This window comes from Acinetobacter lwoffii, from assembly GCF_024129595.1.
In the GTDB taxonomy this organism is placed as follows: Bacteria; Pseudomonadota; Gammaproteobacteria; order Pseudomonadales; family Moraxellaceae; genus Acinetobacter; species Acinetobacter lwoffii_O.
In genome coordinates this window covers 1-17,276 of record NZ_JAMXXS010000046.1, presented here as the reverse complement: position 1 = coordinate 17,276, position 17,276 = coordinate 1, and the positions used below count along the sequence as shown (strand labels likewise).

At 44.2% G+C, this 17,276-nt stretch carries 19 protein-coding genes and 1 pseudogene; 8 read left to right on the top strand and 12 right to left on the bottom strand.

The annotated features are described in order from the left end of the window. Positions 1-95 precede the first annotated feature (95 nt). Both NI466_RS14400 and NI466_RS14395 read right to left on the bottom strand, forming a co-directional pair. Complete coding sequence (locus tag NI466_RS14400; protein WP_004280739.1) at positions 96-719, bottom strand: LysE family translocator; 624 nt, start codon at positions 717-719, stop codon at positions 96-98. Between the two features lie 103 nt (positions 720-822). After that, positions 823-1,005 carry an NF038215 family lipoprotein gene (locus tag NI466_RS14395; protein ID WP_253173908.1) on the bottom strand — a complete coding sequence of 61 codons (183 nt, stop codon included), beginning with the start codon at positions 1,003-1,005 and terminating at the stop codon, positions 823-825. A gap of 180 nt (positions 1,006-1,185) precedes the next feature. On the opposite strand from NI466_RS14395, the gene NI466_RS14390 reads away from it, so the two are divergent. Then, entirely contained in the window at positions 1,186-2,067 is an 882-nt protein-coding gene (locus tag NI466_RS14390) for a 1-aminocyclopropane-1-carboxylate deaminase/D-cysteine desulfhydrase (protein WP_005265955.1), read from the top strand. Here the strand turns inward: NI466_RS14390 and NI466_RS14385 are convergent. Beyond that, positions 2,064-2,387, bottom strand: a complete 324-nt coding sequence (locus NI466_RS14385; protein WP_005106226.1) for a DUF4870 family protein — start codon at positions 2,385-2,387, stop codon at positions 2,064-2,066. The genes NI466_RS14390 and NI466_RS14385 overlap by 4 nt on opposite strands. Positions 2,388-2,574: 187 nt before the next feature. Between NI466_RS14385 and NI466_RS14380 the strand changes: the two genes are divergently transcribed. Further along, positions 2,575-3,774, top strand: a complete 1,200-nt coding sequence (locus tag NI466_RS14380) for a BaiN/RdsA family NAD(P)/FAD-dependent oxidoreductase (RefSeq protein ID WP_114541011.1) — start codon at positions 2,575-2,577, stop codon at positions 3,772-3,774. 29 nt (positions 3,775-3,803) lie between these two features. Here NI466_RS14380 and NI466_RS14375 read toward each other — a convergent pair whose 3' ends face one another. The 7 genes and pseudogenes from NI466_RS14375 to eat all read right to left on the bottom strand — a co-directional run bounded on the left by NI466_RS14375 (position 3,804) and on the right by eat (position 10,547). Next, on the bottom strand, positions 3,804-3,953 hold the full coding sequence (locus NI466_RS14375) for a hypothetical protein (RefSeq protein WP_004645868.1): 150 nt from the start codon (positions 3,951-3,953) through the stop codon (positions 3,804-3,806). Between the two features lie 129 nt (positions 3,954-4,082). Continuing rightward, positions 4,083-4,250 (bottom strand): hypothetical protein, encoded by a 168-nt coding sequence (locus NI466_RS14370; protein WP_253144249.1) that lies wholly within the window; start codon positions 4,248-4,250, stop codon positions 4,083-4,085. Between the two features lie 68 nt (positions 4,251-4,318). Continuing rightward, positions 4,319-6,265 (bottom strand): mechanosensitive ion channel, encoded by a 1,947-nt coding sequence (locus NI466_RS14365; RefSeq protein ID WP_253173907.1) that lies wholly within the window; start codon positions 6,263-6,265, stop codon positions 4,319-4,321. A 201-nt stretch (positions 6,266-6,466) separates the two neighbouring features. Then, positions 6,467-6,799 carry a hypothetical protein gene (locus NI466_RS14360; RefSeq protein WP_253173906.1) on the bottom strand — a complete coding sequence of 111 codons (333 nt, stop codon included), beginning with the start codon at positions 6,797-6,799 and terminating at the stop codon, positions 6,467-6,469. 138 nt (positions 6,800-6,937) lie between these two features. Then, positions 6,938-7,753, bottom strand: a complete 816-nt coding sequence (eutC, locus tag NI466_RS14355; protein WP_253173905.1) for an ethanolamine ammonia-lyase subunit EutC — start codon at positions 7,751-7,753, stop codon at positions 6,938-6,940. 9 nt (positions 7,754-7,762) lie between these two features. After that, positions 7,763-9,148: an ethanolamine ammonia-lyase subunit EutB gene (locus NI466_RS14350; RefSeq protein WP_253173904.1), complete on the bottom strand. Its 1,386-nt coding sequence runs from the start codon at positions 9,146-9,148 to the stop codon at positions 7,763-7,765. Between the two features lie 25 nt (positions 9,149-9,173). Next, positions 9,174-10,547, bottom strand: a pseudogene (gene eat / locus NI466_RS14345) (ethanolamine permease). Positions 10,548-10,765: 218 nt separating this feature from the next. Between eat and NI466_RS14340 the strand changes: the two are divergent. The 5 genes from NI466_RS14340 (at position 10,766) to NI466_RS14320 (ending at position 14,630) form a co-directional block, all read left to right on the top strand. Next, a complete protein-coding gene (locus NI466_RS14340) occupies positions 10,766-11,188 on the top strand; it encodes a hypothetical protein (RefSeq protein ID WP_005247880.1) in 423 nt (140 codons plus the stop codon). Between the two features lie 280 nt (positions 11,189-11,468). Further along, positions 11,469-12,401, top strand: coding sequence for a transporter substrate-binding domain-containing protein (locus tag NI466_RS14335; protein WP_219308635.1), 933 nt, complete (start codon positions 11,469-11,471; stop codon positions 12,399-12,401). 62 nt (positions 12,402-12,463) lie between these two features. Further along, the gene (locus NI466_RS14330; RefSeq protein WP_253173903.1) at positions 12,464-13,207 is read left to right on the top strand and encodes an amino acid ABC transporter permease; all 744 of its coding nucleotides are present in this window, start codon (positions 12,464-12,466) and stop codon (positions 13,205-13,207) included. Beyond that, positions 13,207-13,890, top strand: a complete 684-nt coding sequence (locus tag NI466_RS14325; protein WP_253173902.1) for an ABC transporter permease subunit — start codon at positions 13,207-13,209, stop codon at positions 13,888-13,890. The genes NI466_RS14330 and NI466_RS14325 overlap by 1 nt, the downstream gene beginning before the upstream one ends. Before the next feature lie 14 nt (positions 13,891-13,904). After that, positions 13,905-14,630, top strand: coding sequence for an amino acid ABC transporter ATP-binding protein (locus NI466_RS14320; protein WP_253173910.1), 726 nt, complete (start codon positions 13,905-13,907; stop codon positions 14,628-14,630). 79 nt (positions 14,631-14,709) lie between these two features. Here NI466_RS14320 and NI466_RS14315 read toward each other — a convergent pair whose 3' ends face one another. Continuing rightward, complete coding sequence (locus NI466_RS14315) at positions 14,710-15,471, bottom strand: ferredoxin--NADP reductase (RefSeq protein ID WP_004732056.1); 762 nt, start codon at positions 15,469-15,471, stop codon at positions 14,710-14,712. An 85-nt stretch (positions 15,472-15,556) separates the two neighbouring features. Here NI466_RS14315 and gigC point away from each other — a divergent pair, with 85 nt between their 5' ends. Further along, complete coding sequence (gene gigC / locus NI466_RS14310) at positions 15,557-16,435, top strand: LysR family transcriptional regulator GigC (RefSeq protein ID WP_004280761.1); 879 nt, start codon at positions 15,557-15,559, stop codon at positions 16,433-16,435. A gap of 39 nt (positions 16,436-16,474) precedes the next feature. On the opposite strand, the gene NI466_RS14305 is transcribed toward gigC, so the two are convergent. Next, a complete protein-coding gene (locus tag NI466_RS14305; RefSeq protein WP_253173909.1) occupies positions 16,475-17,179 on the bottom strand; it encodes a cold shock domain-containing protein in 705 nt (234 codons plus the stop codon). Between the last annotated feature and the right edge of the window lie 97 nt (positions 17,180-17,276).

Genomic DNA, 17,276 nt, shown 5'->3' with positions numbered 1-17,276 from the left:
CTCATCTTTTAATGCATAGCGTTTAGTCATAAAAGTATAATGGGGACAAGGCGGTTTTCCTCAAGCTAATTGATGACACGCCCTAGATGAAGTAATTACTTCATACCAAAAATTAATTTTAAGCCAAGTACCGTCATAACTGCGCCTGCTGCGCGGTCAAACAAAGCCTTAAACTTCAAATAAACACGACGTGGCTTTTCCGCAGATAATGCAACTGCGACTAGTGAACACCAGCCTGCATCAATAAAGAAACATAAGACAGGCAAAACAAAATAAAAATACGTTGGAATTTCTTTGGGCAATAACGCGGTAAAAATACTGGCCAGCACAATCGCAATTTTGGGATTGGACAACTGTGTGATTAAACCAGTGGTAAAAGCACGGCGTAAAGACATCTGTTTGCTAATGGTTGTATCCGCTTCGATCGGATCTTTGGCATGTTTAATGATTTTAAATGCCAGCCAAAGTAAATATAGTCCCCCACAAATTTTTAAAGCCAGATAAGCCGAAGGTACAGCCAGCAAAAATGCCTGTAAACCGAGTACCGCCAGCAGACCAAAAATCGCTGCGCCGAGACCAGTACCCAATGCAGTAAATAAACCATGTTTACGTGAAATAGCAATTGAATTTTTTGCTACATAAATAGAAGTCGGCCCGGGACTCATTGCGCCTAACATCAGGGCAAAAGCAATCGAACCTAAAATCCAGAATGATTCCACGAGATAACCTGACTTAAAAATTGAAGGGCTATTTTAAGCAAAAACCTGAAGATTTGCTGTAAAAATTTCTGGATTTATCATGAATTTTAACGTTTGCAATCACTTAAGGTTTTAACTGATCCTGAGCACTTAAATGCTTGTCTAGCAGTTGATAATCCTGCTCATGTACAGGTACGCCACCAATAATCATGGTACGGGTTTCTGTTTTAGGTTTATTCAACGCATCATCACAGCCCGACAAAATGAGCAACAGGCCTAACAACACAGCATAGGATAATATTTTCATTATTCTACCCTCCTCAGGGTTTCCTCTGTTTAGATTAGCATTATTGTTTAAATTATCAGCAGAATATTTGTGACAATCTACAACCAATTCGACAGCGATCAGCTCGCGATTGCCTATTCAAAAGCTCTGATTTTTAGCACTTCCGCTATAATGCTTACATCATGAACTTTGCGAACTTTTATGTTTGAAACCATTGCCCAAAATATTCCAGATCAACAGATTAATTTTCACGATATTACTTTAACAATACGTCGTCTGGATCTGGTGCATCCGCAAATTTCGGGCAACAAGTTTTTTAAACTGAAATATAATTTTCTTGAAGCCAAAAGACAGGGTTATCAGCATATTCTGAGTTTTGGCGGTGCTTACTCCAATCATATTGCGGCAACTGCATTTGCCGCACAACAGTTTGGTTTTCAGAGTGTTGGAGTGATTCGGGGTGAAGAACTGGCTGATCGAACATTGAATCCAACATTAGCCACCGCCCAGCAATTCGGGATGCAGTTGCATTTCGTCAGTCGTGATGAATATCGGCGCAAGCAACAGCCTGAGTATTTGGCTGAACTCGCTCGACAATTTCCTAATCATTATATTATTCCTGAAGGTGGAACCAATGCTTTGGCGATTCAAGGTTGTCAGGAAATTTTAAAAGAAAATGATGCGCAATTTGATGTCATTTGTTGTGCAGTAGGGACTGGTGGCACCATCAGCGGATTGATCGAAGCCAGTCATGGGCATCAACAGGTTTTAGGATTTTCTGCACTGAAAGGTTCATTTTTAAAAGATGAAGTCGCCCAGCTGACGAAAAAAACCAACTGGAACATTCTCGATGATTATTGCTGTGGTGGCTATGCCAAAACCAGTGCAGCCTTAGTGCAGTTTATCCGGGATTTTGAGGCCGAATTTTCAATTCCACTGGAGCAGATCTACACGGCTAAAATGCTGATGGGAATTTTTGATTTGATCGAGAAAAATTATTTTCCGGCTGGATCAAAACTGCTGGTCATTCATAGTGGTGGTCTGCAAGGCCGTAATATTCCCTTTGGTTTTACAGCAACCTAAGCTTGAATTGGTTGATTGTTATTTAAGGCAATTAACCCTTTGACCAAGCGGTAGATATGCCAGATAAAGACCAGAAACACGATCAGGAAGCCAATCAAGATCACAGTCAATAAGCCACCGACGATATAACCCAGCAAACTGATCCAGAAGGTTTTAATTTGCCAATCGACATGACTTTCCAGCCAGGTACCGCGCATTTCATCACGCTTGATATAATTCATCACAATCGCAATAAATGGGGTAAGACCAAGAAAAAATCCTAAAATATAAAGAATATATGTAATCAGATTATATTGTTTTAAATCTTCCGCACTTGCCATTCGCTTTTCCTTGTTATTATGTTTTTAGTTTGTACAAAAACTATGCATGAGTTTTAAGCAGCTTTCAAATATTTTATGTTCAAAATGCGCTGCAAATCTGCAATCACGGAACTGATTTTTCTGGAATAGAGAAAGCTGAAATAAAATTGTCTATAATGCTTCCCTTTTCTTCTCCCTTGAGTGTGTGATGTCTTCCAAGCAATACGATGTTCTAGTCATAGGTGCCGGTGCCTCAGGTTTAATGACGGCGTATATGGCTGCGCAACGTGGGCGTAAAGTCGTGGTGGTGGAAAAAGCCAACAAGGTTGGCAAAAAAATCCTGATGTCTGGCGGTGGTAAATGTAATTTCACCAATCTGGAAGTCGAACCGAGCAATTATATTTCACACAATCCACATTTTGTGATTTCAGCTTTAACGCGTTATACCAACTGGGACTTTATCGGCTTGGTTTGTGAATATGGCATTGCTTATGAAGAGCGCAAACATGGACAGCTGTTTACCTTAAATGGTGCAAAAGATATCTTGTCGATGCTGCTGGCAGAATGTGATAAAACCGGTCTGGTCGATATTAAGACCAGTTGCGAAGTGAAAGCAGTGAATCCAGTCGATGATCAAGGCTTTCAGGTGGCGACCTCACTGGGATATTTTGAAGTTGAATCTGTCGTCGTGGCATCTGGCGGTTTATCTATTCCTACGCTTGGCGGTTCAGGCATTGGCTATGAGATTGCAAAACAGTTTGGACATCACCTCTATCCGACTCGTGCCGGACTGGTTCCATTTACCTTCTCTGACGGATTTAAAGAAGTGACCACGCGCTTAAGTGGTAATGCCGTAGAAGCAACACTCTCCAATGAACTCAACAGCTTTACCGAAGCACTACTATTTACCCATCGTGGTTTGAGTGGGCCAAGTTCCCTGCAACTTTCCAATTACTGGAATGTCGGGCAGAGCTTTAAGGTAGATTTTCTTCCAAGTGTTGATCTGTTGGATTTCTTCAAATCCAAAAAACAAAGCCAGCCCAAAGTCTTGTTACGTACACTACTCAATGAATATTTACCGAAAAGTGTGGTGGCTGAATTACAAAATCTGATCTGGACTGAAAGCGCTGAAACTGCCATTGGTAATATCAGCGATGACAAGCTGGAACAGATTGCGGCACGTCTGCATGGCTTTGAAGTGAAACCTTCAGGAACTGAAGGCTACCGTACAGCGGAGGTGACTTTGGGTGGTGTAGACACTACAGAAATATCCTCAAAAACCATGGAAAGTAAAAAGCAGAAAGGCTTGTATTTTATTGGTGAAGTGCTGGATGTTACTGGACATTTGGGCGGTTATAATTTCCAATGGGCATGGTCATCGGCACATGCCGCATCGGAATATATTTAATCAATAGATAATCTGGTTTGCTACTTAACTCATTCCAGATAGTCTGTTTTAAACAGGTTGAGATTGGCCGTATTTGTTAAACGGTCAATCGTCAGCTGCATTTTTTGAGCTTCTCGCAGAAATAGTGGTACGTCATCTGCTGAAGATGCCATGAATTTATGTTGGAGTGCTTTCCACATATTGTTGATCTCCTTTTCTTTATATTTTTAATGCAAGAAAAATACCAAAATCATTTTAGTATTCATTTGAATATTCTACATTTTTTAAAAATAAAATTCTATTTCTAGTGATTGAGCAGGATTGACTTCTCAGTTAAATTCATCTGTCTCTGGTATTTTCTTCTCCAGCTCTCGCTCAGACTGCTCTTCCTGTTTGCTCTTCACAAAAACAAATCGATAGGCAGCGGTAAAAAAGCCAATCGTAATTCCTGCAATGACTAAAGGAGCCAGAACTTTGTTAGGTTTCTTGGTATTCATTCATTTTTCCTTATGACTGAACAAAATCGACCACATGAGCGTGGTCGATTTTGCTTAAAGATAACAGGTTATTTCAGGTCATCTTTTTTCTGAGTAGAACGATCAATATCGACATTCGGCTCTTTTTCTCCAGTTGAACCAAATGGATTATTGACTGGCGGATGAGTCGGATCGACTTTTAGTGAATCCGGTACGGCTTGATCCGCATCCGGATTGACCGGATCAATACCTAATGACTCATCATCCTGTGGTGCAGTGGTAAGGATTGCCGGGGTAGTATGGGATAAATCCGTACTCATAGGCGTACTCTTGTCTGAATCCTGATTTGGCATGATGCCTGCTCCTGGAGTTGAGATTGAGGAATCGCTAGTACCTGTAGCCGTTTGCGAACCGCTAAAGGACTGGCTCATTGAGCTATCGGTAGAACTCATACCCATAGCCGCACCTGTAGTGCCTGACATATCAGCTGCACTTGTACCTGTGGTCTTGCCACCTAATCCAGAAAATATGCTGTTCTCAGCTTGTTCTTTGACTGGATTGGGGTCTTTGGCCTCACGTTTGGCTTTATCGATCAAATCTGTGAGTACACGTTCTGCAGGTTGACGACCACCCAAACCAAATGCCAAGGCAAATGCCACTGCTACAGCACCCAAAGTTAGGCCAAACGCCAGGTTCACGATCGAATCGGCAATACCCATGGCACGCAGACCCATTGCCACAACCAGACCCATGATCAGGACACGAACCAGATTCGCCAACCAACGTGAACTGTTATATTCACCACGTTGTACGATATTCGCAACGATATTTGCCAGCCAGAAACCGATTACCAGAATCACCGCGCCAAGCAGAATGTTGGCACCAAAGTAAATGAACATCGCAATCAGGCCACTGATCTGTTCAAAGCCCAGACGGTTCGCTGCTTCAGACACCGCAAACAACATGGTAAACAGAACAATTAGTGAACCAACTACACTAGACAGTTTAGTCGTACCTAAAAAGCGTTGGATATCCAGTTTGGCAGGAATTTCATCAACACCTGTACCGGCAACCACTTCGACCACTAGACGTGCTACCAGTTTAGACACCACATACGCCAGAATTAGAATCAACGCAGCAGCGATGATATTCGGAATGGCATTCATGATTTCGTACAGCATGGCTGTCGCAGGCTGAGAAATGGCCTCGATACCCAATGCCTCAAATGCAATGATCAGTGCAGTAATGATCACCACAGCGAAGATAAATGAACCAACTACCTGAGAAACATTTGAGCTTTTGAAGATGCCTACTTTTTCAGCATGTTGCTGTACGTTCAGACTGTTTAATAGTCCTTCAACAATACCGCGCACAATTTTCGCCAGGATATAACCGACAAAAATGATGACTGCAGCAATGAAGATGTTTGGTAAGTAACTAACAACATCGGTCAGCATATTCTGAACTGGTAACAGCAGACCGTTGAGACCCAGAATAGACAGCACGATTGGCAAGAACAGTAATAAAATTAACCAGTAAGCAATTTCACTGATGTTTTTACTAATCGGACTGACACCGACTTCAGCACTGAGTTTTTCATCGAGTTGCGTTCGGTCTAGCAGTTTTTGTAGCCCTATCTTCACCAGATTGGCCACAATCCAACCTATGAATCCGACTGCAATTGCACCTAGTAACTGCGGGATAAATAACAGGAACTGCTGGATCATATTACTGAATGGACCGCTGACACTGGTAAGATTGAGCACGTTCAGCGCACCAATCACGGCAATAATCAGAATAATCCAGAACACGACGCGGGCGATAATGCTCTCCACATTGGAGTGATGACCTGTCGCCGTATTTAAATGTGTATTGGTGCCCAGTTTTTGCAAGAGCTTTTTAACGCCTGCCGAGACCAGTAACGCAATGATCCAGCCAATTACTAATATGGCAATTGCACTAAGAATGGGATGGAACTGATCCCAGTAGTACATGGCATCGAAGCCACCACGCGGGCTTCTCATATAATCATTCATGTTGTTCTACCCTCTTTGTTATTAAGCTATTTATCTGAAATCGGGGGCATCTCCCTGAAACAATCAGCCCCTTCTTTTTCCGGATTCATATTAGATTTGATGTTTTCAGACTCAAGCCAGGTAGATGGCACTACCTTAAAACATCACCATCCATTGCAAAAAAGCTCCAGTGGTTCACTAGAGCTTTTCAGGTATTTTCAGTTATTGAGTCGCCTGTCCATCAGTCGCAGTTGCTGTTGCTTCTGTGCCATCACCCACGGTTGCTGTAGCTTCCGTTCCATCATTCATGGTGGCGGTGCCTTGTGTAGGCTCACCGACTGGCGTTGAATTATTTGGGGTAGCAGGCTGTACATTCGGATTTGGATGTCCTGCAGGAGCATCATTCGCATCTGGATTCATGTCAGCAAACATATAGAACAGTAGTGCGAGTAAAAAAATACCGACCAAAATCAATATATAAACAGGGATACGCTTTTTTTGCGTCACTTCTGCCTGATGATTTAAAGGTGGTTTTTTATTGAAATCATCGACCATAACCATCCTCACTCTTTGTTATTCATAAGTAGATTTTTAGAATAACAAGCTGTGAATAGGGCTTCTGTGACAAAACATGGTGAGATGGTGACGGGATGTAAGTCACTAATCCATCAGAATTCTCTGCTAGATGCTACTTTAAAATAGCCGTTTGGCTGGGCTATGTTGCATATCGACTGGGGTTTCGTGTTCATCTTTCAACTGCACCCCTGAAAGCTGTAACTCACAGGATTTACGCATCAATGCGACCAGTCGCTGGATAGCTAGTGGATAGGCCAAGCCCGCAGAACGGACATTGGAAATAAAGTTGCGCAAGGCATCATGACACCCTTTAAAAGCATTATAAGTGTAATAAATTCCCATACTATCGGGTGAGCTCAAACCCGGCCGTTCGCCAATTAGCATGACCAGCATTTTCGCCTGTAAAATTTCTGCCAATTCATCACCCAGTGCCACACGACTGCCACGGGCAATCACTAAGGGGGCAATCTGCCAGCCTTGTTCTTTGCATGCCTCTAGCAAGGCCGGAATAAAATGCAGGCTATTTTCCTCAATGGCACGTGCTGATAGTCCATCTCCCAGCACAATGGCTACATCCCAATGTTGCTGATGTTCGGCCCGGTATTGCTGCAATATCGTTTTGGACTGTTCTGAAAGCACACGCCCAAGATCGGGACGTTTAAGATAAAGATCTTTCTCTACCGCCTGGCTTTCAATTTCCAGAATAGGCAGTCCCGTTTTAGCTAAGCCAGATTTTAAGAATTCAACATCAAGTGGCTTCAGTACCGCATCTTTAGCTTGCGCATGTGCCAACTGAAATTCCAGACTTGGTCGAGTCGGCAAGCTGCCCCCAGTTCGACCTAAGGCAATCCGTGCATCAGTAAAGGCTTTTAACTTCTGCCAGGGATTATCCTGCAATTGAGACTCAAATTTCACATCAGCAATTAGTTTCATAGCACTTCTTCAAGACAAGATCAGACGTGAAAATTGCTTCGGCAATTCGGTCGGCCAGTGCAACTGATTAGACTGTTGCGCCAAAATTCCCTGCTGCTCCAGCCAGTGGTCAAATTCAGGAGCTGGTTTCAGTCCTAATAGCTGTCGAATATAAAGAGCATCATGAAAGGATGTCGTCTGATAATTCAGCATTACATCATCTGAACCGGGAATCCCCATGATAAAATTCAGGCCGGCATTGGCGAGCAAGGTCAGCAGTACATCCATATCATCTTGATCGGCATCGGCATGATTGGTGTAGCAAATATCACAGCCCATTGGTACACCGAGCAGCTTGCCACAGAAATGATCTTCCAGCCCGGCCCGGATAATCTGCTTGCCGTTATACAGATATTCCGGTCCGATAAAGCCGACCACGGTATTGACCAGCAAGGGATTAAACTTACGCGCCACGGCGTAGGCACGTGCTTCCACGGTCTGTTGATCCACGCCATGATGGCCATTGCTAGACAAGGCACTGCCCTGTCCGGTTTCAAAATACATGACATTTTGGCCCACGGTGCCGCGTTGCAGGCTTAAAGCGGCCTCATAACCTTCCTGCAACAGCGCCAGATTGATCCCGAAACCGGTATTGGCTTTTTCGGTTCCCGCAATGGACTGGAACATCAGATCAATCGGAACATTTTTATTTGCCAGCTGAATGCCAGAAGTAATATGGGTCAAAACACAAGATTGAGTCGGAATCTCATATTCCTGAATAACGTGATCGAGCAGTTTGAGCAGCTCAGTCAAATTCTGCAGATTATCTGTGGCCGGATTAATCCCGATGACCGCATCTCCATTACCGTACATCAGCCCATCCAGAATAGATGCAGAAATTCCCATCAAATCATCAGTCGGATGGTTCGGCTGCAAACGTGTCGACAGATGACCTTCCAGACCAATGGTATTTCTAAAACGTGTGATTACACGACATTTTTTTGCCACCAGAATCAGATCCTGATTGCGCATAATTTTGCTCACTGCTGCGACCATTTCCGGAATCAAGCCCATTTTTAAAGCAGCAAGTTTTTCTGTGGTGGCATCTGCACTCAGCAGCCAGTTACGAAAATCCCCCACAGTAAAATGCGAGATCGGATAAAAAGCATCGGCATCATGTTCATCCATAATCAGGCGGGTGATTTCATCCGCCTCATAAGGAATCACAGCTTCATGCAAAAACTGCTGTAACGGTACTTCTGCCAGACACATTTGTGCAGCGATACGCTCGGTTGCATCCACGGCCGCAATCCCTGCCAGCTGATCACCAGAACGTTCAGGGGTAGCCTTGGCCAATAAGGTTTTTAAATCCTCAAAGACATAATGCTGACTGGCCACATTGATCTGATACAGCATAAGCGTATTCTCCCTGCAAGATGGTTTATTTCAATTCCTTTTCTGCTGCCTCGATACGCGCAAATTCTTCTTCCGGCGTACCGGCCACCAGATGATGACGGCTATACAGCAAGAAATAGAGAATCAGTGCCACGTAAATGGCAGCTGCCATTAGCCAGACTTTTGGATCGACCAAGAAGCCTGCGACCACTGCAATGGCTGCAAGCACTAAAGCAATCAATGCTGTGGCAATGCCGCCCGGTGCCTGATAAGGACGTGCCAGATTTGGTCTGGATAACTTAAGTTTGATATATGACATCATCATCAAAACATAGGAAATCGTAGCACCAAAGACCGCCATCAGAATCAGCAGATCACCTTCACCTGAAAGGGACAACAGGAAGCCAATAATCCCCGGAATAATGATGGCCAAATAAGGTACATGATTGCTGTTGGTCAAGGACAGTTTTTTCGGTAAATAACCGGCACGTGAGAGTGCAAAAATTTGACGGGAATAGGCATAAATAATCGAGAAGAAACTGGCGATCAGACCTGCCAGCCCGACAAAATTCAAAAAACTCGCCATCCAGGTATTGGCACCATAGACTGCCACCAAGGCATCCACCAGCGGTGCACCAGAATCTTTCAGCATATCTGCACCTGCTGCGCCAGGACCGAGCAACAAGATACTCAGGGCAAAGAATGCCAGAATCAGCATGGAACCAATCAGACCACGCGGTAATGATTTGGCTGGCTCTTTGGCTTCCTCGGCTGCCAGCGGCACCCCTTCAACTGCCAGAAAAAATCAGATCGCATAAGGCACTGCTGCCCAGATGCCCAGATAACCCAATGGCAGGAAACTGCTTGCACCCGCAGCTTCCGTATTGACCGCAATATCAAACAGGTTTGCACTATTAAAATGAGGCAACATGCCAAAGATGAACACCATTAAGGCGACCGCAGCAATTGCGGTAATCACGAACATGATCTTGAGTGCTTCACCTGCACCTTTCAGATGCAAGCCCATAAAAACCAGATAGCTCACCAGATAAATGATCCAGCCGCCAATACCAAACAAGGCTTCGCAATAGACACCAATGAAACAGGCAATTGCTGCCGGAGCAATGGCATATTCAATCAGGATGGCACTCCCGGTCAGATAGCCGCCAAAGGGACCAAAAGCAGTACGAGCAAAACTGTAACCCCCACCTGCAGTCGGCAGCATGGTCGACATTTCGGACATGGCCAGACACATACACAGATACATGAATGCCACCACAATGGTCGCAATAAACATGCCTCCCCACCCCCCCTGTGCCAAACCAAAATTCCAGCCAGCGAAGTCACCGGAAATCACATACGCGACCCCCAGACCGACGAGAAGCAGCCAACCTACGGCGCCTTTCTTGAGCTGGCGCAAGGCAAAATAATCTTCTTATACTGCTGTTTCAGTCACACTGGTATCAATCACACTTTTTGACTCTGACATAGCAACCTCGTTGTTTTTATCGTTTTTCCCTGAAGATATGCATAAGCCATACCGGTTCCGCAGGCTTTAGTGAAGACAGTTGAGACGCTGCCTTTCAGCGATGAAATGCGTTATAATTATCCACCTTCTCATTTATACACCCGAGTTATATGGCGTATCGTCAACAAAGTGTATCGCTTGATCTTGATACTGACGTCACACATCAATGCATGCTGCACTACAGCCGTGATCAGCATCTGATTGGAATTATTGAATTCAGCAAGCCAAGCTTCCTGCTGCGCTGGCAGGATCTGGAATATTTCCGCCGTCGTACCGAAGAATTTTCCGTGATGCCTTTTCCGGACTGTGTCAATGCGATGATTATCGATATTCGAGATGTAACGGCATGGTTGGATAATGAAGTGCCGATTATTCCGTGGCGATTATTGGAAGAAGACTGTCCGGTTCGCCTGGTGGTGCCTGCAGACCGTATTGAGCACTATGCCGGATTCTTTGAACCGACCTGGCTCAGCCCCGATGTCGAAACAGCTATTCAGGAAATCCGTGAATCCATGGATATGTTTGTGCATTAAGCTTGAATCGAAAAAACCTCCGTAATGGAGGTTTTTTTATGGCTTATTCTTTTTTCATCTTTTTAGCTTAATCCCTTTATCTATTTGTATGAAGCCATTTATCAGCAGATTTTCTTTGCTGATTCAGTAACATTTCAGCAATAAATTCAGCTTGAGTCATGCTGGATTTATCCCCTAAGATGAATATAAACGAGCACTTAGACTTTATAGCAATAATCCAAATACAGTCTCAGCATTAGAAATCGGCTCAAGCATAATAATTGAAAAATGGAGTTTTACGATGAAATCAAAATATCAGTTCGCCACGCTGCTGTGTGTCAGTGCCCTGACCTTGGGACTGAGTGCCTGTAGTGATAATCAGGCGCCAAATCATCAGCAAAGTGGCGAGAATGCTTCCGGCACACTGAATAAAATTAAACAGTCCGGCACCATTGTTCTAGGTTATCGCGACTCCTCGATTCCATTTTCCTATATTGCCGACAACCCGAATCAGCCGGTTGGCTATGCGCATGACCTGCAACTGAAAGTGGTCGAAGCCGTTAAACAGAAGCTGAATCTTCCTGATTTAAAAATCCGTTATAACTTGGTGACCAGCCAGAACCGGATTCCACTGGTCTCCAACGGTACAGTAGATCTGGAATGTGGTTCGACGACTAACAACAAGGAACGTCAGCAACAGGTCGATTTCTCGGTCGGCTTCTTTGAAGTGGGTTCTCGCCTGTTAACCGCAACCGATTCCGGAATCAAGGACTTTAGCGATCTGAAAGGCAAAAAGCTGGTGACCACGGCCGGTACCACATCGGAACGTTATATCCGTCAGCATGAAAAAGAATTGGGCATTGGTGAAATCATTTCCGCCAAAGATCATGCAGAATCTTTTTTAATGCTACAAAGTGGCCGTGCTGCAGCCTTTATGATGGATGACATTCTGCTGGCCGGAGAAAAATCCAAGGCTAAAAATCCGGAGCAATGGCAGATTGTCGGGACTGCGCCAATCAATGAAATTTACGGCTGTATGCTCCGTAAAGGCGACACCAAATTTAAGCAGGTGGTCGATGACGCGATTAAAGCCACGTATAGCTCAGGTGAAATCAACAATATGTATAAAAAATGGTTCCAGTCGCCCATTCCACCGAAAAATATCAATCTAAACTTTGCCATGTCGGACGACTTAAAAAGCTTGATTAGCAACCCGCATGACCGTGATCAATAAGTTCTAAATTTTATCCACATTGCTTGGGCATGATCTGCCTGAGCATATTTGTTGGAGTTGCGATGAATTACAGCTGGAATTGGGGTGTCTTATTACAGCCGACCGGGATTGGCGATAGCACCTATCTCAACTGGATTATGACTGGCATCGGCTGGTTGGCCGTGATTGCGATTGTGGCCTGGTCGATTGCCATGCTCCTGGGTAGTCTTCTGGGCATCATGCGGACCTTACCCAGTCCTACGGCTCGAGCAATTGGGACTACTTACGTCACTATTTTCCGTAATATACCTTTACTGATCCAGTTATTTATCTGGTTTTATGTGGTGCCCGACTTTCTACCGGACAGCATTCACAACTGGTGGATCAATGATTTAGGCGCCAATACCACGGCGCTAATTTCTGCCAGTATCGGCTTGGGGCTGTTTACCGCAGCGCGGGTTTGCGAACAGGTACGTACCGGAATTGAAGCCATCCCACCCGGGCAAGTCAATGCGGGCTATGCCATGGGTTTTAGTACCGCACAATTATACCGCTATGTGATTTTACCGCAGTCTTTCCGCCTGATCTTGCCACCGCTCAGTTCTGAACTGACCAACTGCGTCAAGAATACTTCGGTGGCTTCACTGGTTGGGGTTGCAGAAATCATTTCCCAGATGAAAACCATCAGCGAATATACCCAAAATACCATTGAGATTTATACTTACGTCACACTGATTTTTATCCTGATTAATGTCTGCTTAATAGGCTTAATGAACTTCCTGGAAAAGCGCTTTCAGGTGCCTGGTCTGATTGCAGGAGCGAAATAATGGAATGGTTTACTGCATTTTTTCAGGATTTACAGTTATCAGCACCGGCCCTCTGGCATGGTTTCAGTATCACCTTAAAAGTTTTATGTTTTGCCACCGTTGGCGGAGTTTTGATTGGTACCTTGCTCGCCTTGATGCGGCTGTCGTCAATCCGGGTATTGAACTGGATTGCCAAAGGCTATGTGAATCTGTTCCGTTCGATTCCCCTGCTGTTGGTGCTGATGTGGTTCTATTTCGCTGTGCCCTTTATCTATACCGGGGTAACTGGAAACTACCTGACCATGGATACGGCACTGGTGTCCAGTATTGTTGCCTTTATGCTGTTTGAAGCGGCCTATTTTTCCGAAATTGTCCGTGCCGGGATTCAGTCCATTCCTAAGGGACAAACCGATGCCGCCTCTGCACTGGGCATGAACTATAGCCAGTCCATGCGGCTGATTGTGCTGCCTCAGGCTTTTCGCAAAATGACACCCCTGTTATTACAACAGACCATTATTTTGTTTCAGGATTCCACCATGGTCTATGCGATTGGCCTGCTGGACTTTTTCCGTACCAATTATGTCCGGGGTGACCTGATGTCTTTACTGACCCAATATATTCTTTTTGCCGGTTTGGTGTATTTCACCGTCAGCATGATCGCTACCTATATCGTGAAAAAATTACAACAGAGGTTAACTGTATGAGCGAAGCCAAAGTCATGATTGACCTCCAGCATGTCAGTAAATGGTATAAAGATTTCCAGGTACTGACTGACTGTACGACGCAGATCCGGCAAGGTGAAGTTGTTGTTGTCTGTGGCCCTTCAGGCTCAGGAAACTCCACCCTAATTAAAACCGTCAATGGCCTAGAACCTATTCAGCAAGGCAATATTCTGGTCGATGGGATTAAAATTAATGATCCGAAAACCAATTTAAATAAACTACGAAGCCGTGTGGGCATGGTCTTCCAACATTTCGAATTGTTCCCGCATCTCAGCATTACCGAAAACCTGAGCATTGCCCAGATCAAGGTATTGGGCCGTTCTGAAGCCGAAGCCAAACAGAAAGGTCTTGCCTATCTGGATCGTGTCGGCTTAAGTGCGCAAGCCAATAAATATCCGGCACAACTTTCTGGAGGACAGCAGCAACGTGTTGCGATTGCCCGTGCACTGAGTATGGATCCGATTGCCATGTTGTTTGATGAACCGACATCTGCACTTGATCCAGAGATGATTACTGAAGTACTTGATGTCATGGTCGGACTGGCTAAGGAAGGCATGACCATGATGTGTGTCACCCATGAAATGGGCTTTGCCCGACAGGTGGCGAATCGGGTGATTTTTATGGATCAGGGCAAAATTGTAGAAGATTGCACTAAAGATGACTTCTTCAATACCCCGCGTGGTGAACGTGCCCAGCAATTCCTAAACAAGATTCTGCACTAATTTATTAATTTTTTACATTTTGTCGTTCACACAAAAAAGCTCATCCTGGGATGAGCTTTTGCCGAAGAGCGATTCAGCCTTACCAGTAATTCTCGACTGCAATATTGCCTTCACCACGGCGGTTCATGGTCAGGCCACGGGCTTTTAAAGCTTCTTTGGTATCATCGACCATATCCGGGTTACCACAAAGCATGACATGCGTCGTTTCCGGATTAAACGCGATACCTGCTGCCTTTTCCAGCTCACCATTGGCAATCAAAATCGGTAAACGGTCGTGCAAAGGTGCATCAGGCTCACGGGTAATAATCGGGATAAACTTAAAACCGGTATGTCCTTCACCAAAGGTCTCGGCGATTTCCTGAATCCGGTCTACATAAGCGAGTTCTGCCCGGGTGCGCACACTATAAACCAGATTGATTTTTTCGTATTTTCTCCAGGTTTCAAAGTCTTGCAACATACAAATAAACGGTGCCAGCCCCGTGCCGGTACCCAGTAACCACAAGTCTTTAGGCAAAGGCAATTGATAACGTGCCAGAGTCAGATAACCATAAGGAATTTTTTCCAGATGCAGCACATCCCCGACTTTGAGGTGCTGTAAATTGGAAGTAAATTTACCTTCTGGAACGACAATCGAGAAAAACTCCAGAGTTTCATCAAAAGGAGATGACACTACCGAATAGGCACGAACCACCAGTTCATCCCCCACTTGCAAACCAATACGCGCAAACTGCCCTGCGGTAAACTTAAAATGTGCCGGGCGTGTCATCGTAAAACTAAATAATGTATTGGTCCAACGGTGTACAGATAAAACTTTTTCTCGGGTAAATTTTTCAATTGACATGATTTCAACGTGGCATGAAAGACTGTGCTCATGGTAGCATGGCAACATAATTTATTAATATTTTTTAAATGTTAAGGCTCTACTCATGCGCATGACTTTACGCCAATTGGCTGTTTTTGTAGCAGTGGCACAAGAGGGTACCGTAACGAAGGCTAGCGATGCCGTCAAGCTTACACAAAGTGCGGCTAGTATGGCTTTAGCAGATCTGGAAGATGGTCTGGGTGCTCCACTATTTGACCGTCTAGGCAAACGTTTACAGCTGAATGACCTGGGGCGCTTTCTTCTCCCTCAAGCCCTGGAAATTTTAGGTCGTTGTGAATCTTTTGAACAAGTCGCTAAAGGTGAGCTTCAAAGTATCGATTTACGTTTAGGTGCAACCCTGACGATTTCAGATTACCTGATTCCTGACCTAATGGCCGATTTCTTGAAAATCAAGCCGCAAGCACATTTACAGCTTCAAGTCGGTAATACCCGTCAAATGATTGAAGCGGTGAATCAGTTCCAGCTGGATCTTGCCTTAATTGAAGGTTCATGTCATTTGCCACAGCTCCAATGTATCCATTGGCGTGATGATGAGCTGGCTGTGTGCTGTGCGCCAGACCACCCTCTTGCGCAATTGAACCGTGAACTAACCGCTGAAGATTTCAAATCTGTAGAATGGATTTTGCGTGAAGAAGGTTCAGGTACCCGTGAGGTGTTTGACAATGCCATCTTGAAAGATGTACCAGATGCCAATATCCGTCTAACACTCGGTCATAATGAAGCGATTTTAAAAATTGTAGCGGGCGGAATTGGTATGTCCTGCATTTCCAAACTTGCGATTGAGCCTTTACGTGAAAAAGGTCAACTGGTAATTCTGGATACACCATTCTGGTCGCTGACTCGTCCGCTGTTCATGCTGGTACATCGCCAGAAATATCAGGGTCCAGGTCTGAGAGCCTTTATGAATTTTTGTGAAAGCTAAAATATTAGAAGCACCTTCAGGTGCTTTTTTTAGGATTCATCAAAACTGACTTTCACATGGTATCCCATCGCCGTCACCATCCATTTTAGTATTTGGACAGTTACGAATGAAAAATAATGCTTCCTCATAAGAACCCATCTGACTACAGTGTTCTCGACCATCGCATTTAAATTGAGATACAGATGGCGAAGTCGTTTCTGAAGTTTTCGAATTAACTGGGTTACTTTGGCTTCTTAACTCAGTGCCTTGATTTTCCAGGTTCTTCCTGCCCTGCTCAGATAATCCTTGCATAGGTAGATCACCTTGCGCTGCTCGCTGTTCAGCGACAATTCGTTGCTGCTCTACCATCAGTCCTTCCAGCTTTTGCTGTTTTTGAACTTGGTAGCTTTGGTATTTGTTATAAACAAGAACAGCAAGAATCACCATAATCACCAGTCCTGATATTGTGATTATTTTTGATGTAGTTGATGATTTTTTCTTTTCATAACGTAGAGAAGCTCTGGTTTCAGTATCTCCATGTAGATCATTGTTTTGTGTAACAGGAACTTCTTGCTTAATATCCAAGCGAATAATATGGTTTGCCTTAAACTTTCCATTATCTTCCACAATCAAAAACTTTAATTTTTCCCCCATTTTTGGCGGAATATTTTTATTGGGAAAGTCTTTGACATGGAAAAATAAATCTTTGGATTGCCCTTCGATCTGAATAAAACCAAAACCACGATCTTCGTTATAGGTTTTGATTTTCCCGGTGGTGTTTCAAAAAGTATGCTGGCGTTAAACAAATCCGTTATTAAGGTAAAAGAAAGTCAAATCAAAGGCTTTAAAATGATTTTCGAGC

Excerpts from the sequence above, each read along its gene's own strand:
- NI466_RS14395 (WP_253173908.1), bottom strand. The coding sequence starts at position 1,005 with ATGAAAATATTATCCTATGCTGTGTTGTTAGGCCTGTTGCTCATTTTG.
- NI466_RS14390 (WP_005265955.1), top strand. The coding sequence starts at position 1,186 with ATGTTTGAAACCATTGCCCAAAATATTCCAGATCAACAGATTAATTTT.
- NI466_RS14385 (WP_005106226.1), bottom strand. The coding sequence starts at position 2,387 with ATGGCAAGTGCGGAAGATTTAAAACAATATAATCTGATTACATATATT.
- NI466_RS14380 (WP_114541011.1), top strand. The coding sequence starts at position 2,575 with ATGTCTTCCAAGCAATACGATGTTCTAGTCATAGGTGCCGGTGCCTCA.
- NI466_RS14375 (WP_004645868.1), bottom strand. The coding sequence starts at position 3,953 with ATGTGGAAAGCACTCCAACATAAATTCATGGCATCTTCAGCAGATGAC.
- NI466_RS14370 (WP_253144249.1), bottom strand. The coding sequence starts at position 4,250 with ATGAATACCAAGAAACCTAACAAAGTTCTGGCTCCTTTAGTCATTGCA.
- NI466_RS14365 (WP_253173907.1), bottom strand. The coding sequence starts at position 6,265 with ATGAATGATTATATGAGAAGCCCGCGTGGTGGCTTCGATGCCATGTAC.
- NI466_RS14360 (WP_253173906.1), bottom strand. The coding sequence starts at position 6,799 with ATGGTCGATGATTTCAATAAAAAACCACCTTTAAATCATCAGGCAGAA.
- eutC (WP_253173905.1), bottom strand. The coding sequence starts at position 7,753 with ATGAAACTAATTGCTGATGTGAAATTTGAGTCTCAATTGCAGGATAAT.
- NI466_RS14350 (WP_253173904.1), bottom strand. The coding sequence starts at position 9,148 with ATGCTGTATCAGATCAATGTGGCCAGTCAGCATTATGTCTTTGAGGAT.
- NI466_RS14340 (WP_005247880.1), top strand. The coding sequence starts at position 10,766 with ATGGCGTATCGTCAACAAAGTGTATCGCTTGATCTTGATACTGACGTC.
- NI466_RS14335 (WP_219308635.1), top strand. The coding sequence starts at position 11,469 with ATGAAATCAAAATATCAGTTCGCCACGCTGCTGTGTGTCAGTGCCCTG.
- NI466_RS14330 (WP_253173903.1), top strand. The coding sequence starts at position 12,464 with ATGAATTACAGCTGGAATTGGGGTGTCTTATTACAGCCGACCGGGATT.
- NI466_RS14325 (WP_253173902.1), top strand. The coding sequence starts at position 13,207 with ATGGAATGGTTTACTGCATTTTTTCAGGATTTACAGTTATCAGCACCG.
- NI466_RS14320 (WP_253173910.1), top strand. The coding sequence starts at position 13,905 with ATGATTGACCTCCAGCATGTCAGTAAATGGTATAAAGATTTCCAGGTA.
- NI466_RS14315 (WP_004732056.1), bottom strand. The coding sequence starts at position 15,471 with ATGTCAATTGAAAAATTTACCCGAGAAAAAGTTTTATCTGTACACCGT.
- gigC (WP_004280761.1), top strand. The coding sequence starts at position 15,557 with ATGCGCATGACTTTACGCCAATTGGCTGTTTTTGTAGCAGTGGCACAA.